General features: G+C 73.9%; 7 protein-coding genes. 2 read left to right on the forward strand and 5 right to left on the reverse strand.

Annotated elements, in window-relative coordinates; all coding sequences use genetic code 11:
- Positions 1-33 precede the first annotated feature (33 nt).
- The 5 genes from ACIHEJ_RS10745 to ACIHEJ_RS10765 all read right to left on the reverse strand — a co-directional run bounded on the left by ACIHEJ_RS10745 (position 34) and on the right by ACIHEJ_RS10765 (position 8,713).
- The gene (locus ACIHEJ_RS10745) at positions 34-1,737 is read right to left on the reverse strand and encodes an allophanate hydrolase (RefSeq protein ID WP_400134039.1); all 1,704 of its coding nucleotides are present in this window, start codon (positions 1,735-1,737) and stop codon (positions 34-36) included.
- Between the two features lie 5 nt (positions 1,738-1,742).
- Positions 1,743-5,336, reverse strand: coding sequence for an urea carboxylase (gene uca, locus ACIHEJ_RS10750; RefSeq protein ID WP_400133960.1), 3,594 nt, complete (start codon positions 5,334-5,336; stop codon positions 1,743-1,745).
- Positions 5,333-6,133: an urea amidolyase associated protein UAAP2 gene (locus ACIHEJ_RS10755; protein ID WP_400133962.1), complete on the reverse strand. Its 801-nt coding sequence runs from the start codon at positions 6,131-6,133 to the stop codon at positions 5,333-5,335. The genes uca and ACIHEJ_RS10755 overlap by 4 nt, the downstream gene beginning before the upstream one ends.
- A 1-nt stretch (position 6,134) precedes the next feature.
- Positions 6,135-7,046: an urea amidolyase associated protein UAAP1 gene (locus ACIHEJ_RS10760; protein ID WP_400133963.1), complete on the reverse strand. Its 912-nt coding sequence runs from the start codon at positions 7,044-7,046 to the stop codon at positions 6,135-6,137.
- 62 nt (positions 7,047-7,108) lie between these two features.
- Positions 7,109-8,713, reverse strand: coding sequence for an amino acid permease (locus ACIHEJ_RS10765; protein ID WP_400133965.1), 1,605 nt, complete (start codon positions 8,711-8,713; stop codon positions 7,109-7,111).
- A gap of 1,003 nt (positions 8,714-9,716) precedes the next feature.
- On the opposite strand from ACIHEJ_RS10765, the gene ACIHEJ_RS10770 reads away from it, so the two are divergent.
- The gene (locus ACIHEJ_RS10770; RefSeq protein WP_400133967.1) at positions 9,717-11,444 is read left to right on the forward strand and encodes a fatty acyl-AMP ligase; all 1,728 of its coding nucleotides are present in this window, start codon (positions 9,717-9,719) and stop codon (positions 11,442-11,444) included.
- 189 nt (positions 11,445-11,633) lie between these two features.
- On the forward strand, positions 11,634-25,328 hold the full coding sequence (locus ACIHEJ_RS10775; protein WP_400133969.1) for an SDR family NAD(P)-dependent oxidoreductase: 13,695 nt from the start codon (positions 11,634-11,636) through the stop codon (positions 25,326-25,328).
- Positions 25,329-25,372: the final 44 nt, after the last annotated feature.

Below are 25,372 nucleotides of genomic sequence, written 5' to 3' on the forward strand. Positions count from 1 at the left end.
CCTGCCACCAGGTGTCCGCCCTGCGGCCTCCGGTCACGCGGACGCCGTGTACGCCCGCCAGCCACCGAAGCGAGTGATGTCGGGCGCGCCCTCGACGGCGTACGGCTCGACGAGGAAGCCGCAGACCTGCCGCCCGTCGGCCAGTTCGACGGTGCCGATGGTCATCGGCGCGGGCACGGCGGCGGTCAACGCCCCGAACCCGGAAGCCGGCAGCCGCCAGATCTCGCCTTCGATGCCCATGCCCACGTCGCCGCCTGACGCCGTGGCGTGACCCGCCCCGGCGCCGGTGTCGCGCCCGCCCTCGGTGACCCGGAGCAGGCCGGGTTTGGGCGGCTCGGTGGCCAGGGCGTACAGCCGGTAGCCGTCCGCGGTGCGGGCCGGGCCGACCAATGTGGCGCCGGCTTGCACCAACTGGGCATTGAGCGGCTGACCGGTGAGGTGGGCGCCGACCACGAACAGGTCGAGCCCGGGGTTGGCGAACCGCTCGGCCAGCGCGGCCAGGGCGCGGTCGGAGAAGGCCGGTCCGGTGAACATCACGCCGAACGGCAGGCCGTCCACGAACCCGGCGGGAACGGCGAGCGAGGCGCAGTCCAGTAGGTTGGCGAAGTTGGTGAACCGTCCCAACCGGGCGTTGGCGCCGACCGGGGCGGCCGCCACCTCGTCGAGGGTGGGATGCCAGGTGGTGGTCGGCGTCAGGAGAGCTGTACAGCCGTTGAGCACCGCGCGTCCGGCGGCGCCGAGCGCGGCGAGCCTGGCGGCGTCGGCGGCCCAGTCGGCGGCGGTCTTCTCCCGGCCTGCCAGCACGATGGCGGCGACGGTCGGATCGAGGCCCGCCCCGATCAGGTCGCGGTGCTTCTCCAGATGCGCGCCCACGGCGGCGTACCGCTCGGCGACGAACGCGCCGCCGTACAGCAGTTCCGCGGCCTGAAGCAGCGGGGTGATGTCGGTTTCGACGATCTCCGTCCCGGTGCTCGCCATGCGGGCGACGGCGGCGTCGAAGGCTTCGCGCCAGCCGTCGGCCATGCCGTTCAGATGCTCCCCGGCCGGTACGGCGATCCGCGGGCGCGCGGGGGGCGGCGGAAGCTGGGCGCCGGTGCGGGAGAGAGGATCGGCCGGATCGGGGCCTTCGGCGAACTCGGCGGCGGTGCGGGCGAGTCGCAGGTCGCGGCCGAAGAGGGTGACGCAGTCGAGGGTGTAGCAGGCGGGGACCACCCCGGTCACGGGCACCAGGCCCTTGGTGGGCTTGACGCCGACGATGCCGTTGAGGGCGGCGGGCACCCGCCCGGAGCCGGCCGTGTCGGTGCCGAGCGCGATGTCGGCGATGCCCAGCGCCACCGCGACGGCGGATCCGGAGGACGATCCGCCGGAGATGCGGGCCGCGTCCCAGGCGTTGCGCACCGCGCCGTAGGGGCTGCGGGTGCCGACCAGGCCGGTGGCGAACTGGTCCAGGTTGGTCTTGCCGAGCACCACCGCGCCGGCCGCGCGCAGCCGTGCCACGGCGGGCGCGTCGGCCTGCGGTTCGTAGGCGTACGACGGGGCGCCCGCGGTGGTGGGGAGGCCGGCCACGTCGATGTTGTCCTTGACGGCCACCACCAGGCCGGCCAGGGGCAGCGCCGGGTCGATGCCGGCCGCCTCGGCGAGGACCTCTTCGCGTGGCCTGAGGTGGATCCAGATCTCTGGCCGGCCGGCGTCGTCGATGCGGTCGTAGGCGGCCTGGACGCGGGCGGTCGGTGCCATGGCGTTCATGCCCGCACCGCCGCGAGGATCTGGCCGGGGGCGACCTGCTCACCGGGCTTGACGTAGATCTCCAGCAGTGTCCCGGCGGCGGGGGCGTTCACGGTGGACTCCATTTTCATCGCCTCCAGGGAGAGGATCGCATCGCCGCTCGCGATGGTGGCGCCCGGCTCGGCGGCGATCTGCCAGACGGTGGCGGTGTACGGCGCGGTGACCGGGACCGCCCCGTCCGGCAGGGTGACGGCAGCACTGGCGGTCACGGGTTCGGGATCGTGGTCACGGTCGAACTCTCCGGCGGCTCGCCAGCGTTGCTTCTCGGCCTCGAAGGCGGTGCTCTGCCGCCGGCGGAACGCGGCGATCGAGTCGGCCTCCGCGGCCAGGAACGCGTTGTACTCGGCGATCGAGAAGGTGCCCTCCTCGGTCGGGAAGTCACCGCGCCCGGCGTCGGTCTCGGCCCGCAGTTCGAGGAGTTCCTCCGCGGTGACGGGATACCACTCGATGCGGTCGAAGAAGCGCAGTGCCCACGGCGAGTCCTGGAACAGGCCGCCCTTGCGGAACCGGTTCCATATCTGCACGGTGCGGCCGACGAACTGGTAGCCGCCGGGGCCTTCCATGCCGTAGATGCACAGATAGGCGCCGCCGATGCCGACGGAGTTCTCCGCGGTCCAGGTACGGGCCGGGTTGTACTTGGTGGTCACCAGGCGGTGCCGTGGGTCGAGCGGGGTGGCGACGGGGGCGCCGAGATAGACGTCGCCGAGGCCGAGCACCAGGTAGGAGGCGTCAAAAACGGTGCGGTAGACGTCGTCGGCGGTCCGAAGGCCGTTGACCCGGCGGATGAACTCGATGTTCCACGGGCACCACGGGGCGTCGTCGCGCACCCCGGCCATGTACCGCTCGATGGCGAGCCGAGTCGCCGGGTCGTCCCAGCTGAGGGGCAGCCGCACCGTGCGGGAGGGGACCACCAGTTCGTCGCTGGGCGGGACCTCGTCCTCCAGCTCGCGCAGCAGGGCGCCGAGATCGCGGGCCTTGAGCCGGCGGGCGTCGGTGTGGATCTGGAGGGAGCGGATACCCGGGGTTACGTCGAGGATGCCGTCGGGCGCGTGCGCGGCGAGGGTCTCCTGAAGGGCGTGGACCCGCATCCTCAGGCCGAGGTCGAGCACCATGGGGCCGTACTCGACCAGGACGTTGTCGTCGCCGTCCCGGCGGTAGGTGACGGCGGGCCGGGCATCGGTGGCCTCCAAGCGGCCGAGTACGCCGTCGTCGCCGTCTCCGCCGGTGCTGATCAGCGTGGGAGAGGAGCGGCGGGCATCCAGGGCGGCCGCCTCGGCTTCCCTGACCGGTACGAAGCGGACGGTGTCGCCGGGGCGGAGCTGGCCGAGTTTCCACAGTTCGCCGCTGGCGACCACCGCGGGGCAGACGAACCCGCCGAGGGACGGCCCGTCGGGGCCCAGGATGATCGGCGTGTCGCCGGTGAAGTCCAGGGCTCCCACCGCGTACGGCGTGTCGTGGATGTTGGAGGGGTGCAGCCCGGCCTCACCGCCGTCCTGGCGCGCCCACCGCGGCTTGGGGCCGATCAGGCGGACGCCGGTGCGGGCCGAGTTGTGGTGGACCTTGTAGTCCGTGGCGTAGAGGGTGTCGATGTCCTCGCGGGTGAAGAACTCGGGCGCCGCGTGCGGCCCTTCGGTGACACCGATCTGCCAGTGCGAGGTGATCGCCGGCCGGCGCTCGGGCGGGGTGGGGCTGCCACCGGGGGCCGGCGAGGCTCCGGGCCGCAGTACGTCTCCGGCGCGCAGCGCCCGACCGGCGTGCCCACCGAAGCCGCCGAGGGTGAACGTGGAGGCGCTGCCCAGGTATTCGGGTACGTCGATGCCGCCCCGGACGGCCACGTAGCTGCGCAGGCCCGGCCCCCGGCAGGCGCCGACCACCAGGGTGGCGCCGGCCGTGACCGTGACCGGCTCCCACAGGGCTACCGGGCTGCCGTCGACCGTGACCGGGACGGGAGCGCCGGTGACGGCGACCACGGTGGCGGCCGAGAAGCGCAGTGTCAGCCCGCCCGCGGTGAGCTCCAGGCCAGGGGCCTGGGCCGGGTTGCCGACGGCCAGGTTGGCCTCGGCGAAGGAGACGGCGTCGAAGGGGCCGCTCGGCGGCACGCCCACGTGCCAGTGGCCGAGCCGGCCCGGAAGGTCCTGGACGGTGGTCATCGCGCCCGGCACCAGGACGTCGATGCGCGGCTCGGGGTCGACGGTGGTGGCGAGCGTGCTGGTGCTGTGCACCGCCTCGCGCACCTCGCCCCGCACGGTCAGCTCGCGCAGCAGGCCCAGGTTGGTGACGATGCCGTCGATCCGGCTCGCGGCCAGGGCCTGGCCGAGCACGTCGAACGCGGCCTGCCGGGTGGGGCCCTTCGCGATCACCTTGGCGAGCATGGGGTCGTAGTACGGCGAGACCTCGAGACCGGTTTCCGCGAAGCCGTCGACGCGCACGCCGGGCATGTTGTCGCTGCCTTGGCCGGGGAAGGCCGCCCGGGTGATCAGTCCCGAGGACGGCAGCGAGTTCTTGCCGGGGTCCTCGGCGTAGACGCGGGCCTCCACGGCATGTCCGGTGGGCGTCCACTCCCGCTCGAACACCGCGTCCTCGACCCGGCCGTCGCGGGCCAGGACGAGCATCAGTTCGACGAGGTCGACGCCGTACGCCTCCTCGGTCACCGGATGCTCGACCTGGAGACGGGTGTTGACCTCCAGGAAGGCGGCCTCCTCGCGCACGGGGTCGTAGACGAACTCCACGGTCCCTGCGCCCCGGTAGCCGACCGAGGCGAGCAGCCGGCGTGAGGAGTCGTGCAGCAGTGCCCGCACATGAGCAGGCAGGGCCGGGGCCGGGGCCTCCTCGATCACCTTCTGGTTGCGGCGCTGCAACGAGCAGTCCCGGTCGCCGAAGACGGCGATCCGGCCGGTGCCGTCGCCGAAGACCTGCACCTCGACATGGCGGGCGGGGCGCACGAGGCGCTCCAGGAATACCCCGGCGGACCCGAAGTTGGACTCCGCGAGCGCCGCGACGCGCGCGAAGGCCCCGCGTACCTCATCGGCGGTGGCGCAGGCCTGCATGCCGATGCCGCCGCCACCGCCGGTGGCCTTGACCATCACGGGCAGCCCGATCGAGGAGGCCGCGGCGACGGCCTCCTCGGCGCTCGCAAGCAACTCCGTCCCGGCCAGCAGCGGCACTCCGGCGGCCTTGGCCAGGGCGCGCGCGGTGTGCTTCTCACCGAAGGCCGTGATCTGGTCGGCGGTCGGTCCCGCGAAACGCAGACCGGCCTCCTCCACGGCACGGGCGAAGACGGCGTTCTCGGAGAGGAAGCCGTAGCCGGGGTGGATGATGCCCGCGCCATGGGCGAGGGCGGCCTCGATGATCGCCTCCCCGCGCAGATACGACGCGCGGGCGGGCGCCGGACCGAGGCGGACCGCGTGATCGGCCTCGCGGACGTGCGGGGCGGCCCGGTCGGCGTCGGAGAAGACGGCGACGGTGCCCAGGCCCATCCTCCTGGCGGTGCGGATCACACGGCGGGCTATCTCACCGCGGTTGGCGACGAGAACGCCGGTGGGGCGGATCACGCGCCCTCCTTCGCGGTGCGAGCGGCTTGCGCGGACCGTGCGTCGACGTCGGCCGGCGTCGGCTCCACGACGATCATCCGCAGCGGAGTGGGGTTGAAGTCGTTGCACGGGTTGTTCATCTGCGGGCAGTTGGACACCATCACCAGCACGTCTGTCTCGGCGCGCACCGCAACCCGACGGCCCGGCGCCGACATGCCGTCCACGATGCCCAGCGCGCCGTCCGCCTCGACGGGCACGTTCATGAACCAGTTGAGGTTGGAGACGATGTCCCGCACCCCGAGGCCACGCCGGCCGGCCTCGGCGAGGAAGTTCTCACGGCAGCCGTGCTGGAACATCACATGATGGCCGTAGCGCAGGGTGTTGGACTCCTTGCCGCACGCCCCGCCGATGGTGTCCTGGCGGTCGACCTCGTTGGCGACGACGGTCATCAACGGGCGGCCCTCGCAGCTGCGCAGCACGGTGCCGGTGCGCACATAGGCGTTGCCCTGCCAGGCCAGGGTGTCGGGGACGCTGTAGCGCTCCTCGGGATCGTCGGCGTCGTAGAGCAGACAGTCGGCCGACTGGTTGCCGCCTACGTCGACGATCGTCAGGACGTGGCCCGTCCGCACCACCGCCGACCAGGGCGCGTTGGGGGCCACCGTCTCGTCCAGGACGACGTCGCCCTCGACCAGGCTCGCACCCCAGTCCAGGGGGGAGCCCTCCGCGTGGACGGCGCCGACCGGGACGGTGGAGGCGACCGTGCCGCCGGCGGCGGTCGGGCAGCTGACGGGCGTGGTCTCGGTCCGTGTGGTCGCCATGTCACAGCCCCCGGGCTTCGCAGTAGTCGACGGTGTTGAGGTAGGCCCGGTGCAGTTCCGGAGTGGCGGTGAACCGCGGTTCGGCGGGGCCGGTCGGGGCACCGCGCCAGGCGTGCACCCGCAGTGGGCCGACCACATAACCGGGACGAGGATCCAGCGGATGGGCGACATTGGCGACCAGCACCAGCAGGGGCATCTCCGCGACGAGTTCGACATGCGTGCCCGCCCCCGCGCTGCCCTGCCAGACCAGGGTGCCGTCCGGCTCGACGCGCACGCCCTGGAAGAAGGAGAGACTGGGCGGCAGGTCGCGCCGGCTCAGACCGTGCTTGGCGCCCGCCTTGAGGAAGAGCCCGCGGCCGGACGGCGACGGCCCCTCGGGGCGGGCGTCACCGTACTTGCGCTCGTTCCAGGCGTCGGTGGTGGTGCCGCAGAAGGCGTCGTGCCGGCCGGAGGAGTCACCGCTGACCACGGCCAGGACCCGGCCGTCGCCGGACAGCAGCGGATGGTCCTGGCCCGGGTACGCCTGCCACGGCACCTTCTGGGTGTCGGCGACGTTCAGCCGCTCCACCGGCTCCCGGGCGTTGAAGAGCAGCAGGTGGGCGCAGGCGTCACCGCTCGGGTCGTCGAAACGCAGCCGCGTACCGCGGGCAAGGACCTTGTGCGTGTAGCCGCCGGGCGCCACTGTCTCCGCCCACACCAGGGCGGCCGCGTCCACACCCGGCGGGCAGTACGGGCTGTCCGACGCCGGAAGGTACGGCATCCACGCGCCGGCCTGGCCGCCCTGGGCGCGGGCGTCGTCGCGGGCGCTTCGGACGCTGTCGGTCAGGTGCAGATCACGGGCGCGGGCGGGAGCCTGCCCGGTCGGGTAGCGGCCGTGCTGCGGTACGGCCGTCGAGCTCTCGGCGGTGGTCATGGATGTCCCGTCGTCCCTTCGTCGGTACGTCATCGATGCGTCCCCTCGCGTCACACGGGCCCTCAGGCGGGCTCGGCGACGGCCTGCGCGTCGAGGGTCGGCTCGGTGTGCGTGTGTGGTACGTGCCTCAGCTCGATACGGCGGTGCAGCCGGCGGGCGAGGAAGTAGCCGGCACCGGCGGCCAGGCTGAGCCCGATGAACAGCAGGGCGCTCCACCGCAGCCACCACGTGTCGCCGGTGAGGTCGTAGATCTCCGCACGGGGCCAGATCAGGTTGACGGTCATACCAGCCTGGTAGAGCACGGCGAGCGCGTTGACGGCCACTCCCCACCGGCCCAGCGAGAACAGGGGCCGGCCGGTCTCGTCGACGCCCGCCGGCAGCCCGCCGCTGCCCCGGTGCCGGATCCGGGTGACCAACAGCGGCACCGTCACGCCCAGATAGGCCAGGTACAGCAGGGCGATGCAGAGGCTGGAGAGGGCGGTGAAGATCGCCGACTGGCGGATGTTGACCACGAGCGCGATCGCGGCGCCGACGCCCACCACGATCGACGTGGTGATCGGCGTACCGGTGCGGGCCGATACCTTGCCGAGGTGCCGGTGGAAAGGCAGGGCGCCTTCGCGGGCCATGGAGTACATCATCCGCGCCCCGGAGGTCTGCACGGCCAGGGTGCAGGCGAACACCGCGACCGCCACGCAACACAGCAGCAGTCGGCCCAGAACCCCGCCGAGCCGGTCGGTGAGCACCCAGGACAGACCACCGGCTGCCAGTTTTCCGTCGGTCAGGCTGCGCGCCGCCATCAGCCCCGACAGGATCAGCAACGCGCCGCCGACGCCCGAGGTGATCAGCGCCCGCAGGATGGTCCGGGGAGTGGTCCGACGCGGGCTGTGGGTCTCCTCCGCCAGCTCGCCCGCCGAGTCGAAGCCGACCATCACGTAGGCCGCCATCAGCGAGGACGCGAGAAAGGCCCCGAAGTAGCCGCCGTGGCCGGCCCAACCCGTGGGGTGGGCCACCACCTGCGGACCCCGCTCGGGCAGGAAGAAGAGGATCAGCACCAGCGCGAGCACACCGATGATCTCGACCGTGACGCCGAAGCTGGTGGCGGCGGCCATCTGGCGGATTCCCAGGATGTTCACCACCGTGGTGATCACCAGCAGGACGCATCCCAGCAGGACCGCGTTCTGCGCGCCGGTCGGGGAGCCGACCGACGGATCGGCACCCTGACCGCCGACGATCTGGAAACCGGACCAGACACCCGGCAGCACCGCCTGAGCCGCGATCGCGGCCGCCGCGACGGTGAGTATCTGCCCGATGATCATGATCCAGCCGACGAACCAGCCCGCCGTGGTGCCGGCCAGCCGGCTCGACCACTGGTAGATCGCCCCGGATATGGGCCAGCGTGCGGCCGGTTCGGCGAAACACAGGGCGACGAGCAGTTGGCCCGCGAAGACCAGCGGCCAGGTCCAGAAGAACGCCGCGCCGCCGAGACCGAAGCCCAACCCGAACAACTGGAAGACGGTGGTGAGGATCGACACGAAGGAGAACCCCGCGGCGAACGACGCGAAGCTGCCTACGCCGCGGCGGAGTTCCTGCTGGTAGCCGAAGGGGGCGTGGCCGGTCGGGCCTCCGCCGCCAGGGTCCTGCGCAAGGGGGAGTTCGGGCCGGCTCATCGCCGCACCTCCGATCGGTCGACAGATACCTGTCGCTTGATAGGTATTGCGATCGTCGGCCGGACCGGTCTCACACCCGAGTCCGGGAAGTTAACTTCCTGTATCCGCAGGCCGCCTCGGAGATGACTGCGTGCCGGCACCCTCGGTGTCCCCGCAGCGGATTCTCCCGCGCGGGGCGCGAGGTCAGCTCCCGCGTCTCCTCCCATATCGGCGCCCGACCGGGGCTCTTGCGGGGGTGGGCCCACTCACCGGCGTTCAGCTCCCGGTGCCGGCGCGGCAGCGTCGCTGGGGTGACGAAGAAGCTGCTCCAGCTCTGTCTGGGCAGAACACGCGACAGTGCCGCGCCGACAGGATCCGCACGGCCGGTTCCAACTCCGGTCTCGGAGCCGGTGTTGGACCACAGGGAGCCGGTGCCGCAGCGCCGTCGGTTCGACGTCCTTGGCAGCGCTGCCCAGGAGTCGCAGGCCCGCCGGCTCCAGAGACCCGCGCGTCAGTGGATAGTTGACCCCAGGTGCCCAGGTGCCCAGGTGCCCAGGTGCCCAGGTGTCCAGGTGTCCAGGTGCCCGGGGGTCTTGCCGGCACCGGTGCCGAGTTCGGCGGCTTGCTCCGGTGCCGGCCAGGCCCGGCCCTCCTACTCCTTCTCCGCCGGTGCGCCCACGGCGTTTCCTGCGCGTGGTCGAGGTCGGCGGCGTCGAAGCCGTACCTGTGCAGCTGGGACGGGTGAGTCGGCCCGGCGGAGGCGGCGGACAGTCAACTCCGTTTGGATACGCAGCGTTTACGTGCGTTCGACCCGTCGACCGACGGGACTTGTTATGGTGTTACTCATTGGTAGCAAGCTGAGTGGGGGGCACGGGGGAGACCTGTGGCCATCTCGCCGCCGGGCGAGTGGCGAGATGGACGACCTGGCAAGGGGGCCGGGTCGACGGCTTCTGGGCGCGGGGCGTCACGCAGCCATCGAACTCCAGTTCCGCACCTGCTGACCCGGACAGGGGGGACTCGACTCATGGCTCGTTCCCTGGTCGAATTACTGACCGTACACGCCCAGCAACAGCCCGACGGTACCGCCTACCGGTACCTCCTCACCGGCGACTGCGATGGGGACACTCAGGAGATCTCCTACGGGCAGCTGGCCCACCGCTCCCGGGCCGTCGCCGCCTGGCTCCAGGACCGCGGTCTGGCCGGCTCGCGCGCCCTGCTGCTCCATCCTCCCGGCCTGGAGTTCGTCTCCGCCTTTCTCGGCTGCCTCGCCGCCGGCGTGGTCGCCGTGCCGGGCGTGCCCCCGCAGGGACGGTCGCAGAACCACCGCGCTCTCATCCGGATGAAGCGTCTGATGGCCGACTCCGACGCCAAGGTGATCCTCGGCGGCCGCGAAGTCATCCGCGTCTTGCGCACATGGACCGAGCAGCTGCCCGAACTGGACACGGTCCCACGCGTCGCCACCGAGGACATTCCCGACGACGCGGCCGGCTCCTGGCACGCCCCCGACCTCACCGCCGACTCGGTGGCCTTCCTCCAGTACACCTCCGGCTCCACCTCCGCCCCGCGCGGTGTGGTGGTCACCCACGGCAACCTGCTGGACAACGAGCGGATCATCACCGAGCGGATGGGGCACACCCCGGACGTTCTCGCGGAGCACGGCCGGGAACTGATCCTCAGCTGGCTCCCCGTCTACCACGACATGGGCCTCATGGGCCCGGTGCTGAACACGCTGTACCTGGGCGCCACGGCCACGCTCTTCTCGCCGCTGCACTTCCTGCAGAGCCCCGATCGCTGGCTGACCGCGATCAGCCGTTACCGGCCGCACACCAGCGGCGGCCCCAACTTCGCCTACGAGCTGTGTCTGAAGCACGCCACCGCCGACCTGGTCGACAGCCTCGACCTGAGCGCGTGGAAGGTCGCCTTCAACGGCGCCGAACCGGTGCGCGCGGCCACGCTGCGACGGTTCAGCGAGACCTTCCGCGCGGCCGGCTTCCGCCATCAGGCGTTCTATCCCTGCTACGGCCTGGCCGAGGCCACCTTGATGGTCACCGGCGGTGCGGTGGACGCCCCGCCCACCCTGCTGGAGGCCGCCGAGACCGGCCCGCACGCCGGCGAGGCCGACGCGGCCGCCGTGGGCTGCGGCCGGCCCGGGACCGGGATCACCGTGGTGATCGCCGACCCCGAACGGCAGGAGGAACTGCCCGAGGGCGAGGTCGGCGAGATATGGGTCGCCGGCGCGAGCGTGGCCCGGGGCTACTGGCGCAACACCCTTGCCACCCGAGAGACCTTCCGCGCCACCCTGTCCGGCCGCGAGGGCCGTTTCCTGCGCACGGGCGACCTCGGTTTCCTGCGTGACGGCGAACTGTTCGTCACCGGCCGCCTGAAGGACCTCGTCGTCATCGACGGGCGCAACCACTACCCGCAGGACCTGGAGCTGTCCGCGGAGTTGTCCCACCCTGCACTGCGGCCCGGCTGCACCGCGGCGTTCTCCGTCGACCCCGACGGCATGGCGGGCGAACAGGTCGTCGTGGTGGCCGAGGTGGCTCCCGAGACGGCCGGCGAGGCCGAGAAGATCAACGACCTGGTGCGCAGCGCGATCGGCCAGGCCCATGGCCTGTCGGTGCGGGAGGTGGTGCTGGTCCGCCCCGGCACCATACCGAAGACGTCCAGCGGGAAGATCCAGCGCCGCGACTCCCGGGCGGCTTACCTCGACGGCACCCTCGCCTTGGTGGACGTGCCCGGCACGGGATGACCCCACCGCCTTCGGCGCGCCCGCCCGCGCCGGCCGCACGTCCGCCCTCCGGGGCCGCATGTCCGCCCTCCGCGGCCGTACGTCCGTCGACTTCGGCCGTACGTCACCCGATGTCAGCCGTACGCCGCTGCCGCATGCGGTCGTGCGGAATCCGCCCGCGTCACCGTTGCTTTGAGGACACCTGCCCAGATGCCTGCGAACGAGCCCCGGAAGCAGTCCACCATCACGCCCCTCACCACCGCCGAGGACGTACGGGCCTGGCTGGGGTCGGCCGTCGCCGAGGCCGCCGGACTCGACCCGCTGGCTGTCGACCCGGACCGGCCGATCGCGGAATTCGGGCTGGGGTCACGCCAGTTGGTGACGCTGGCCGCCGAAGTCTCCGCACGGACCGGCCGACCACTGGAGCCATCGCTGGTCTTCGACCACCCCACGATCGCCGCGCTGGCCCAAGCGGCCCTCGGCGAGCCGCCCGCCCCGGCGGCTGGCCCGGTCTCCGTCGCGGCTTCGCCGCGGGCGGCGGACGACGGCATCGCCATCGTCTCCATGGCCTGCCGCTTCCCCGGCGGCGCCGACGACCCCGAAGGGCTGTGGCGGCTGCTCGCCGCCGGTCAGGACGTCATCTCCGAGGTGCCGGCGGGCCGCTGGGACACCCAGAGCCTCTACGACCCCGACCCCGAGGCCCCTGGCAAGGCGTACACGCTGCGCGGCGGCTTCCTCGACGGCATCGACCGCTTCGACGCCCCCTTCTTCGGAATCTCGCCCCGCGAGGCCGACGCCATGGACCCGCAGCAGCGGCTGCTGCTGCAGACCAGCTGGGAGGCGATCGAGCGGGCCGGGATTGTCCCCGAGACCCTGCACGGCAGCCCCACAGGCGTCTACATCGGCCTGTACGACAGCGGATACCTGGCCTCCGCCTCGCTGGCCCAGCTCGACGGGCACGTCGGCACGGGCTCGGCGACCAGCGTCGCCTCCGGGCGCATCGCCTACACCCTCGGTCTGCAGGGCCCGGCGGTCACCGTCGACACCGCCTGCTCCTCCTCCCTCGTCGCCCTGCACCTGGCGGCCCGCGCGCTGGCGGCAGGGGAGTGCGACCTCGCGCTCGCGGGCGGAGCGAGCCTGCTGGTGACCCCGCGGGCACACGTGGAGTTCAGCAGGCTGCGCGGGCTGTCGCCGTCCGGGAGGTGCAGCCCCTTCTCGGCCGACGCGGACGGCGTGGTGTGGGCCGAGGGTTGCGGTGTGGTGCTGCTCAGGCGGCTCGCCGACGCCCGCCGCGACGGCAACCGGGTGCTCGCCGTGGTCAAGGGCTCGGCCGTCAACCAGGACGGCCGAAGCCAGGGGCTGAGCGCCCCCAACGGCCCGGCGCAGGAACGAGTGCTGCGTGCCGCCCTCGACGCCGCCGGACTCGCACCGGACGACGTGGACCACGTCGAGGCGCACGGCACCGGCACCCGGCTCGGCGACCCCATCGAGGGCCGCGCACTGGCCGCCGTCTTCGGACCGGGCCGCCCCGCCGACCGGCCTCTCGGCCTCGGCTCGCTGAAGTCCAACATCGGTCACACCCAGGCCGCCGCGGGCATCGGCGGCGTGATCAAGACGGTGCTCGCCCTCGGGCACGAGCTCATACCGCCGTCCCTGCACGCCGAGACCCTCACGGAGCACATCGACTGGGCGCTCAGCGGCCTGGCCGTGCACGGCAGCGCCCAGGCGTGGCCGCGCGACGGCGACCGCGTGCGGCGGGCCGGGGTCAGCGCGTTCGGCATCAGCGGCACCAACGCCCACGTCGTGCTGGAAGAGGCACCGCGGGACGTCGTCGCACCGGCCCCGGCGGAGGCGGGGCTGCCCGGCCCGACGCTCTTCCCGCTCTCGGCCCGCACACTCCCCGCGCTCCAGGGACAAGCCGATCGACTGCACGCACATCTCGTTGCCCGGCCCGAGCCGCCGCTGCCCGCCGTGGCCGCGACGCTCGCCCACCACCGCACCCACTTCGAGCACCGTGCCGTCGTCCAGGCGGCCGACCGGGACGAACTGCTGACCGCGCTGCGGGCCCTCGCGGAGGGCCGGCCCGACCCCGGCCTGACCGCCGGCCCCCGGCGGACGCTGCCCGCGGGCAAGGTGGCCTTCGTCTTCCCCGGCCAGGGCGCCCAGTGGGCCGGCATGGCACGTGACCTGCTCGAACGCGATCTCGTGTTCGCCGACGAACTCGACCGCTGCGACGCCGCCCTGCGGCCGTTCACCGTCTGGTCCGCGGCGGCGGTTCTGCGCGGCGCGGCGGGAGCCCCGTCCCTGGACCGCGTGGATGTCGTCCAGCCGGTGCTCTTCGCGGTGATGGTGTCCCTGGCCGCGGTATGGCGGGCCCGTGGCGTCCGGCCGGACGCCGTGATCGGGCACAGCCAGGGCGAGGTGGCCGCGGCCTGCGTCGCCGGCGCGCTCAGCCTCAGCGACGCGGCCGCGGTCGTCGCCCTGCGCAGCCGGGCCCTGACCGAGCTGTCCGGCACCGGCGCCATGGCCGTCGTCGCCCTGCCGCACAGCGAGGTCGCGACCCGCCTCGACGCTCTGGGCGGCCGGGTCTCGGTCGCCGCCGTCAACAGCGGCCGGGCGACCGTGATCGCCGGTGACGTGCAGCCGCTGGAGAACCTGCTCGCCGACCTGGAGCGGGAACAGGTCTTCGTCCGCCGCCTCGACGTCGACTACGCCTCCCACAGCGCCCGGGTCGAGCCCGTCCGCGCGACGATCCTCGACGAGCTCGACGGCGTGACCACGTACCCCACGCCGGTCGTCTGGTACTCCACCGTCACCGGCGAGCCGGTCACCGAGGAACTGGAGGCCGACTACTGGTACACCAACCTGCGCGAACCCGTCCGCTTCGCGCCCACCGTGGAGCGCATGGCGGCCGACGGCTACCGCCACTTCGTCGAACTCAGCCCGCATCCTTCCCTGCTCACCGCCCTGCACACGATCGGCGAGGACTGCGGCCACGAGCTGGTAGCCGTCGGCTCCGTGCGACGAGAGGAGGACGGACCCGCCTGCCTGGACCGCGCCGCCGCCGAACTGCACGTCCACGGACGCCGGATCGACTGGCGGCGCATGGTCCCCGACACCACCTGGGCGGACCTGCCGACCTACGCCTGGGACAGCCGGCGCCACTGGATCGCACCCGAGCCCGGGCCGGACGGCCCCGGTCTGTTCGACCGCGCCGCGCACCCGTTGCTCGGTGTCCAGTTGCAGTCGGCCGACGAGACCCGCTGGACCTTCCGCAACGAGTGGTCCCCGGCCACCGCCGCATGGCTGTCCGGCCACACGGTGTTCGGCCGGACCGTGGTGTCCGGCACGACCCTGCTGGAGCTGTGCCGGGCCGCCCTCGCCGTGGCCCGCCCGGACGACTCGGCCGACGTGACCGACCTGCTGCTGCTCGCACCCCTCGTGTTGCCCGCCACCGGCACGGTGGAGGTGTCCGTCGAGGTGGTCACCGCCGGCCCGGCACCCGAGCTCACCGTGCACAGCCGCCCACGCGGCCAGGAGGCCACCAACTGGACCCTGCACGCCACCGCCTCGGCGGCCGGGGCGACCGAGGCGGCGGGACAGCCGCCGGTCTGGCCGGAGGCGGCGGAGCCCGCCTGGAGCCCGGAGACCTACGAGCGGCTGTCCGGGCTCGGCCTCGGTTACGGTCCGGCCTTCCAGGGTGTACGGGAGGCGGTGGTGACCGGCGCGGGCGAGCTGCTGGCCCGGCTGTCGCTGCCGCCCGTCGCCCGCGACCTGGCCGACCCCTACCCGGTCCACCCGGCGCTGCTGGACGCCGCGCTGCATGTGGCCGCGGTCCTCGAAGGGGGCGCCGCCTCCGACGGCCGGGTGCTCCTGCCGGTCGCCGTGGGCCGCGCCGCGCTGCCGCACGCCGGTGCCGACGACCTCACCGTGTCCGTGCGGCGCACCGGCGGCGGCGACACGGATCTCACCCTGGACGTGACGCTGTGGGACGCCGACGGCTTCCCGGCCGGCCGGCTGGAGGGCGTACGGCTGCGGGCCGCGAGCCCGGCGGATCTCGCCGGCGGTTCGGGCCATGGGCGGCACCTGTACGAGGTGGCCTGGACGTCCGCGCCCGCGCCGGCCACGGAGGCGCCGGCCGGCGACTGGACCGTCGTCGGCGACCCGTCCGACCCGGACGTCGCCGCGGCCCTGCGCGGCCTCGAAGCCGCGGGAATCCCGTGCTCGGCCATGGGCGGCGACGTGCTCGTACGGTTCTGGCCACGACCGGCCGAGGACGCTGAACCGGCCGCCGTGGCACGGGAGTTGGTGGTAGCGGCAATGGCCGAACTGCAGACGCTCCTCGCACAGGAGCAGCCGCCCACCCGGACCGTGTGGGTGACGCGCGGCGCGGTCGCGGCCGGTGAGCGGGACACCGTGCCGGGCCTCGCCCAGTCGGCGCTGTGGGGTCTCGCACGCGGCGCCCGCGCCGAGCATCCGGACCTCGGGCTGACGCTGCTCGACCTCCACGGCGGTGATCCCGTGGCCGCCCTGCTCGCCGCCGTGACGCACGGGGACGAGCCCGAACTCGCCGGGCGGGCAGGCACCTTGCTCGTGCCCCGGCTCGTGCGCGCCCGCGCCGACGGCACCGACCACGCACGCACGCCCGCCGACGGCACCGTACTGATCACCGGAGGCCTCGGCGCCGTCGGACGCCACATCGCCCGGCTCCTGGCCGAACGGGGCGTGCCCCGCCTGCTGTTGACGTCCCGGCGCGGCGCCGACGACCCTCGCGCAGCCGAGGCCACCGCCGAACTGACCGCGCTCGGCGCCGAGGTGGAGGTGGCCGCGTGCGACGTCGCCGACGCCGCCGCCCTGGCCGGCCTCGTCGGCGACGTCGCCGGCGACCTCCGCGGCGTCGTGCACTGCGCCGGCGTCCTGGACGACGGGGTGGTCGCCGAACTGACCCCCGAACGCGTCGCGCGGGTGCTCGGCCCCAAGGCCGACGGCGCCGCCCATCTGCACCGGCTCACCGCCGACGCGCAGCTCGACCTGTTCCTGCTGGTCTCCTCCGCCGCCGGTGTCGTCGGCAACGCCGGCCAGGCCAACTACGCCGCCGCCAACGCCTTCCTCGACCAGCTCGCCCACCATCGGCGCGCCCTGGGACTGCCCGCCGTGTCGGTCTCCTTCGGCGCCTGGGCGGGTGAGGGCCTGGCCGCCGAACACGCCGACCTGGAGCGGATGGCACGCCTCGGCCACCGCGCCCTCACCCCGGAACAGGGCCGCGACCTCGTCGAACTCGCGCTGCGCCGCAGCGCCCCGCACCTGGTCGCCTGGGCGCTGGACCTGCCCCGCCTGCGCGAGAGCGCGGGCGGCAGCGCGGGCGCCCTGTGGCGCTCGCTGCTGCCCGCGCCCCGCACCGGGCGGGACGGCGCCGACGCACTGGCGGACCGCCTGGCCCGGCTGCCTGAGGCCGAGCGCGCCGACCGCGTCCTGGACCTGGTCCGCGAGGAGGCCTCCCGCGCCCTCGGCCTGCGCTCGGCGGAGTCCGTGCGCCCCGACCAGCCGCTGCGCGAGCTCGGCATGGACTCGGTGACGGCGGTGGAGCTGCGCAACCGCATCGGAGCCCGCCTCGGCTCCCGGCTGCCCGCCACCCTGCTCTTCGACCACCCCACCCCGGCCCGCCTCGCCGAGTACCTGCTGGCCACCGCTCTCCCGACCAGCGGCCCCACCACCCGCCGTCCCGCGCCCGCCGCGCCGCACGCCCGCACGGCGGCGTCCGACGAGCCGGTCGCCCTGGTGGCCATGGCCTGCCGCCTGCCGGGCGGCGTGGGCGACCCCGAGGACCTGTGGCAGCTGGTCGCCGAGGGCCGGGACGCGGTCGGCCCGTTCCCGGCCGGGCGCTGGGACGTGGAGTCGCTGTACGACCCCGACCCGGAGGCCCCCGGCAAGTCCTACGCCCGCGAAGGCGGCTTCCTGGACGACATCGAGTCCTTCGACGCGGGCTTCTTCGGCATCACCCCGAAAGAGGCCGCCGCCATGGACCCGCAGCAGCGGCTGCTGCTGGAGACCGCGTGGGAGGCGCTGGAGCGCGCCGGGATCGTGCCGGCCGACCTGGCGGGCAGCACCACCGGCGTGTACGTCGGCATGTTCGGCAGCGACTACCTGTCGGGCTCCCGGCTCGACCAGCTGGACGGCTACGTCGGCACCGGGTCGGCGCTCAGCGTGGCCTCGGGCCGGCTGGCGTACGCGCTCGGGCTGCACGGCCCGGCGCTGACGGTGGACACGGCGTGTTCGGCGTCGCTCGTCGCGGTGCACCTGGCGGCTCAGGCGCTGCGGTCCGGCGAGTGCGACCTGGCGCTGGCCGGCGGTGTCACGCTCATGGTGACCCCGCAGACCTTCGTGGAGTTCAGCCGGCTGCGGGGCCTGTCCCCGACCGGCCGCTGCCGCTCCTTCTCCGACGACGCCGACGGCGCCATCTGGGCCGAGGGCGCCGGCATGCTCGTACTGAAGCGGCTGAGCGACGCGCGGCGGGACGGCGACGAGGTGCTGGCCGTGCTGCGCGGCACGGCCGTCAACCAGGACGGCCGCAGCCAGGGCCTGTCCGCGCCCAACGGCCCGGCGCAGGAACTGGTGATCCGGCGGGCCCTGGCGCTGTCCGGCCTCGAACCCGCCGACATCGACTACGTGGAGGCGCACGGCACGGGCACGACGCTCGGCGACCCGATCGAGGCGAACGCCCTGGCCCAGGTCTTCGCCGACTCCCGCCCCCGGAACCGCCCGCTGTACCTGGGCTCGCTCAAATCCAACCTCGGACACACCCAGGCCGCCTCGGGCGTCGCCGGGCTGATCAAAGTGGTGCAATCGCTGCGCCACCGGATGCTGCCGGCCACCCTGCACGCCGGCACACCCAGCCGGCACGTCGAGTGGGACGGCAGCGGCCTGCACCTGCTGCAGCAGGCCGTGCCCTGGCCGTCGGAGGGCGAGCGGGCCCGGCGGGCCGGGGTCAGCGCCTTCGGGATCAGCGGGACCAATGCCCATGTGATCGTCGAGGAAGCCCCACCGTCCGCGCCGGAACCCGAGCCGACAGGCGAACTCCCGTCAGGCAAGCGGCTGTTCGTGCTGTCCGGGCGGAGCGAGGCCGCGCTGCGCGGGCAGGCCGCACGGCTGGCACGGCACCTGACCGGGGACGCCGCGCTGCCCGACGTCGCCTACACCCTGGCCCGGCACCGCAGCCACTTCGCCTGGCGGGCGGCGGTCACCGCGAGCGACCGGGACGAACTGCGCGCCGTGCTCGACGCGGTGGGCAGCGGCCGGGCCCGGCCGGCCACGCCGCGCGAGGAGGAGACGGGCAAGGTGGCCTTCGTCTTCCCCGGGCACGGCGGTCAATGGCCGGGCATGGGGCTGGAGTTGCTGGCCGAATCGCAGGCGTTCCGCGAGGAGCTGACCCGGATCGACGAGGCGGTGCAGCGGCACGTCGGCTGGTCGGTGCTCAACGTGCTGCGGGCGCCCGAGGAGTTCTCCCCGCTCGACCGCACCGAGTACCTGCAACCGGTGCTGTTCGCTGTCAACGCGGCGCTGGCCGCCGCGTGGCGGACACTCGGCGTGGCCCCGGACGCCATGGTCGGGCACAGCCTCGGCGAGATCGCCGCCGCGTACAGCGCGGGCGCCCTCGGCCTGGACGACGCCGTGGCCGTGGTGACCGGGCGGGCCCAGGCCGTCGTCCCACTGGTCGGGCAGGGCGGCATGATCGCGGTGGAGCTGCCGCGGGCGCAGGCCGAGGAACTGCTCGCCCCCTACAGGGACCGGCTGTTCGTCGCCGCGGTCAACAGCCCCGGCTCCACGGCCGTCTCGGGCGACGCCGACGCGCTGGCCGAGCTGCGCCGCCACCTGGAGGAGCGGGGCATCGCCGTACGACCGCTGTCGACGCCGTTCGCCTCGCACACCCCGCTGATGGAACCCCTGCGCGAGGAACTGCTCGACCGCTTCTCCGGCATCCGGGGCACGCGGGCGTCGACCCCGCTGTACTCGACGGTGCTGGCCGAACCCGTCGCCGGCGACCGGCTGGACGCCGCCTACTGGTACGACAACCTCAGCCGGCCCGTCCGCTTCGCCGACACCGTCCGGCGGATGCTGGACGACGGCTACCGCTACTTCGTGGAACTCAGCCCGCACCCGTCGCTGCTGTCCTCCATCGAGGCGGTGGCGGCCGAGGCCGGGATCGACGTGGCCGGTGTCGGCTCCCTGCGCCGTCAGCAGGACGGGCCCGACGTACTGCTGCGCAGGGTCGGCGAGTTGTACGTCGCGGGGCACACGCCCGACTGGGCGGCGCTGTTCCCGCACGGCCGTCGCGTCGACCTGCCGACGTACGCCTTCGCCCGCGAACGCCACTGGCTCACGCCCGCCCCGGCCACCGCCACGGGCTCCTCACCGCTGCTCGGCACGCACGTCCAGTCCAGTGACGAGCCCGACCGGCACCTCTTCCAGGCCGACATCGACCTGCGTGACAGCCGCTTCGCCTATCTCGGCGACCACCAGGTGGGCGGCGAGGTCTGGCTGCCCGCCGCCGCCTTCCTCGACATGGTGCTGGAGGCCGCCACCGCGGTGCAGGACGGCAGCCAAGTGTGCCTGGAACAAGTCGAGTTCGCGCAGCCGCTGCGGCTCGATGCCGAACGGCCCGTACGGGTGCAGCTGGTGCTGCGGCCCGCCCGGGAGGGCTTGCGGTCCTTCACGGTCGCCTCCGCGGCCGCCGGTGAGCGGAGCCCGCAGTGGGAGCGGCACGTCAGCGGCCGCATCGCGGTGACCGGAGAGCATCCCCCGGCCGACGCGCGGATCGAGGACGTACCGCTCGCCGCCGTGCGTGAGCAGTGCACGCAGGACGCGGACCTGCCGGCGGTGTACGCCGGTCTGACCGCCCTCGGCATCGACTACGGCCCCGCCTTCCGGGGGCTGGAGCACGGCCGCCGCGGGCACGCGACGGCTCTGGGCCGGCTGGCCGCCAGGCCCGCCGCGGGGCATCTGCTGCACCCCGCGGTCCTCGACGCCGCGTTCCACACGGCCGCCCTGCCCGGGGACGCTCCCGAGGGCCGGGCGTTCGTACCCGCCGGGATGGGAAGGCTGCGGTTCACCGGCCGGGGCACCACGCCCGCCTGGGCCGGCTGCGCACTGCGCTCCGTGTCCGGCGACACCGCCACGCTGGACCTCAGGATCTGGGACGAGGACGAGCAACTCCTGCTGGAGATGGAGGAGTTCCGGCTGGCCGCGCTCTCGCCGCTGGACGGCGCCCTCTTCGAGACCCGCTGGCAGCCGCGCCCGGTGGCGCAGGAACCGCCGGTCAAGGGCAGCTGGCTGATCCTGGCCGACGACACCGGGGTGGCCGCCGCGCTCGGCGAACGGCTCGGCTCCTCGGTACCGCACGTCGTCGCCCGCAGGGGCAGCGCCTTCGCCGCTGAGGGACCAGGACGCTACGTCCTCGATCCGGCCGACCCCGGCCACCTGGCCCGGTTGCTGGAGGAGGCCTTCGCGGACGGACCGCCCGAGCAGGTGGTCCAGCTGACCGCGCTCGACGCCCCGGCGATCGGCGACGCCGCATCGGCCGAGCAGGCGGCGCGGCTGTGCTGCCTGAGCACCCTGCACCTGGTGCGCGCCCTCGCGGGCCGCCCGCAGGACCGGGCACCGCGCCTGTTCGTGGTCGTACGCGGCAGCCAGGCCGCCGGTGACAGCACCACGGTGACCAACCCGCAGCAGGCGCTCGCCTGGGGCTTCGGGCTCGCGGTGGCGCAGGAGCACCCGGAGCTGTCGACCACGCTGATCGACCTGCCGCCCACCGGCGGCGTCGACGCCCTGTGGACCCAGCTCAGGCACGCCGACGACGAACGGCTCGTCGCCCTGCGCGGCACCGGCCGCCTGGTGCCGCGCCTGGCCCGCACCCGCCCGGATGACGGTGCCGGCGAGACCTCCGTGGACGGCGTGCACCTGATCACCGGCGGTCTGGGCGGCCTCGGCCGCGTCGTCGTCGAGCGGCTGGTCCGCCGCGGGGCCCGCCGGCTGGCCCTCCTGAGCCGGGGCATGCCGGACGCCGAGACCAGGAACTGGATCACGGGTCTCGAGGAGCGAGGCGTCACCGTGCACCTGGCCCGCGCCGACGTCGCCGACCGGGCACGTCTCACGGCCGCCCTGGACGCCGTACGCGACGCCTGCGGCCCGATCGCCACGGTCGTGCACGCGGCCGGCGTGCTCGACGACGCCACGGTGGCCAACCTGACCGACGAACGCGTCCTGCGCGTCCTCGCCCCGAAGGTCCTGGGCACCGCCCTGCTCACCGAACTGGTCCCCGAGGCACGGAACCTGGTCCTGTTCGCCTCCGCGGCCGGACTCCTCGGGTCGGCCGGGCAGAGCCCGTACTCGGCGGCGAACGCCTTCCTCGACGCCTGGGCACACCACCTCTCCCGCACCGACCGCCGGGCGCTGAGCCTGGACTGGGGCGCCTGGGCCGGTGTGGGCATGGTCGCCGGGTCCGGCACCCGGGCCGCCGAGACCAGCCGCTCCGGACTGGTCGCCTTCTCGCCGCAGGAGGGCGGCGAGCTGTTCGAGCGGGTGCTGGCCACCAGCCGCCGCCAGCTCGCGCCGATCGCCCTGGACTGGGAGATGCTCCCCCTCGTCCCGGACGCCGTGCGCACCCGCCCGATCCTGGGCGACCTGGTCACCGTGCCCACGGGCAGCGCCGCCTCGGACGACCTCGTCAAGAAGGTGTTCGCCGCGACGACCGACCAGGACCGCGCCACCTGGCTGGAGGCGTACGTCCGGGCCCGGGTCGGTGAGGTCTCCGGAGGAGCGGCCGACGTGTCGGCGGCCACGGCCCTGAAGGAACTGGGCTTGGACTCCCTGATGCTGGTGCGGCTGCGCAACGCCTTCCTGCGCGAACTGGGCGTGGAGCTCCCGGCCGCGGACGTGTTCGCCGCCTCCGACATCCACGGCCTCGCCCAGGCCCTGGCGGAGGGCCTTCCGGAGAAGGGGGCCGTGACGCGGCAGGACTCCGGCGATCCCGCGGGTGAGGTACCGGAGACCGAACTGCGGCCCGCGACGCGCGACGCCGTACGACTGCTGCGCAGCGCCCGGTCGGACATGCCGGACGCGGCACACGGCATCGGCCTCGCCGTACGGCTGACGGAGCCGACCACCGCCGAGACGCTCACCGGCATCCTCACCCGGCTCGTGGCGCGGCACGCGGCCCTGCGCACCGCGATCGTCACCGGCGCCGAAGGCGTCCGGCAGCTGCGCGTGGACCGGGAGCCGGCACAGCCGGTGCTGCGCTGGACGGCCGTCGAAGGCCCGGTCGACGCCGCCGAGCGGCTGCGCGCACTGCTGGAGCCGCCGTTCGACCTCGCGGCGCCACCGCTGTGGCGGTTCGAGCTGGTGGACGGCGGCCCACACGGCCAGACCTTGGTGTTCGGCGCCCACCACGCGGTCAGCGACCTGCAGTCGTTGCTGCTCGTGGCCGGGGAGATCGACGCGGAACTGTCCGGCACCCCGCTCGACGCCACCGTCACCAACCGCGACATCGCCCTGCTCATCGAGGCCCAGCAGGGCGGTGAGGGCGCGGGCGCCGAGTGGCGCGAGCACTTCCACGGCAGCGAACGGCTGAACCTGGAGCAGGACCGGCCGCGCCCGGCGACCCGGTCCTACCGGGCCGGCAGCGTGACCGTGACGATTCCCGACGGGCTCATGGAACGAGTAGCGGCGGCCGCGCGCAGGCTGGCCATCACTCCCGCCGCCTTCTGCCTGGGCACCCTGACGGTGCTGCTGGCCAGGAAGCGGGAACGGGAGCGGTTCGTGCTCGCCGTGCCCGTGGACACCCGCATCCACGCCGACGCGTACGACGCGGTGGGCTTCTTCGGCGTGCCGGTGCCGTTCCCGGCCGAGGCCCGCGCCGGCGAACAGGTCGCCGAGGTGCTGCACCGCACCGACGCGCGCCTGCAGCAGGTCCTGGCCAAGGGCGCCATGTTCTCCGACGTCCTGGCCACCCTGGCCAGGCAGGGCCTGCACCGGGAGAACGCGCCGCTCGTCGAGGTCTACTTCAACTACGCGCGGTCCTCGCGGCGCCTGACCCGGCTGGAGGTACTGCCGGCCGGCACCGGCTACTCCGACCTCGACCTGATGATCACCATGACCCCGGACGCGGCCCGCATCCGGCTCGACCACAACCTTGACATCCTGGACGCCGCGACCACCGCCGGACTGGGTGAGGAGTTCCTGCGGTTGCTGGGGGAGACGGCTGAGGACCCGGCGGTTCCGGCACGCGCCGGCACCCGGGCTCCCGCAGGCACGGCGCCCGCACCGCGCCGGTCCCTCGCCCTCGCCGCCACCTTCGCCCTCGGCAACCTCCCGCTGATGTGCGAGGCAGCCGTCGAGGACAGGGCCGAGGACGGCGGACTGGCCGTCACCGAGGCGCCGTACCACCACGTGCTCGCGAGCCTCCAGGACCCCTCCGGCGTCTTCGCCGACCCCGCCACGGCGGTGGGTGCGGTGCTGCTGCGCGCGGTGGACCTGGAGCGCTTCGGACCCGTCGACGACGCGCTGCTCGCCGAGCTGCGCACCGCCTACCCGGCCGCGCTCAAGACCCTGGCCGAACGCACCCGCAAGCCGCTGATCGTCGGCTTCTTGCCCGCCACCCGCCAGGAGGACCGCCTGACGCGGTGGGAGCGCGAGGTCGCCGCCGACCTCGCCGGCCTGCCTGGCATCGCGGTGCTCGGCCCCGACGACTGGACCCGGTACCACCCCGTCGCAGAACGCTTCGACGAGCGGACCGAGCGGCTGGCCCACCTGCCCTTCACCCCGCACTTCCAGGCGGCCGTGGCACTGCGCCTCGCCGAGGCCGTCCGCGCGGTGCTGCGCCCCGCACCCAAGGTCATCACGGTGGACGGCGACGAGACCCTGTGGGGCGGGGTCGCCAGCGAGATCGGCCCCGAGGCCGTCGACCTGACCGGCCCGCGCGCCCTGCTCGCCCGCAGGCTGCTGCAGTGGCGGGAGGCGGGCGCGCTGCTGGCTCTCGTCAGCAACAACGACGAGGCCACGGTCCGCGCCGTCCTGGACCGCCCGGACAGCCTGCTGAAGGCGGAGCACTTCAGCGTCCTGTCGGCCGCCTGGGGACCGAAGCCGGGCCGCCTGGCCGAGGCGGCGCGCACGCTCAACCTCGGCCTGGACAGCTTCCTGTTCCTGGACGACAACCCGGCCGAGATCGCCAAGGTGCGCGCCGCGCTGCCGCAGGTGCTGTCGGTCACCTGCCCGGCCGCGGACGAACTGGAGGAGTTCCTGGGCCGGTTGTGGCCGCTGGTCCCCGCGGCGGCGACCGCCGAGGACGCGCTGCGGGCCCGGTTCTACGCACAGGAGCAGGAGCGGGAGGCCGTCCGCGAAACCGCCGGCTTCGAGGAGTTCCTCGCGCAACTGCAACTGGAAGTCGACATCCGGGCCCTGTCCGATGAGGACGGGCAGCGGCCCGAGCAACTCGTCCGCCGCACCAACCAGTTCACGCTCCACCCCCGGTCGGCCGACGGTTGCGACGTCGCCCGGTGGCGACAGCGGGGCGAGGTGTGGACGGCGGCGGCCCGGGACCGGTTCGGCGACTACGGCCAGATCGCCCTTCTCGCCCTGTGTGCGGACGGCGACCGACTGGACGTCCTGGGCTGGCTGATGAGCTGCCGGGCGCTCGGCCGAGGGGTCGAGGAACGCCTGTTGCGGTGGCTGGCCGACCGTGCCGAGGAACTGGGCTGCACGAAGGTCCGGCTGACGGCGGAGCGCACGGAGCGCAACGTACCGGCGCGGCGTCTGGTGGCCGCGCTCGGCGGAGGCGACCAGGACGACGAGCGCCTGGAGGCCGTGGTCACCCCGGACCACCTGAGGGCGTTCAAGTCCTGGGAGCAGCACTGAAGGAGCAAGGACCTTGTCGAGCAAGGGAAAGGACCTGCACATCG

The sequence above is a fragment of the Streptomyces sp. NPDC052301 genome, assembly GCF_044593395.1.
Classification (GTDB): Bacteria; Actinomycetota; Actinomycetes; order Streptomycetales; family Streptomycetaceae; genus Streptomyces.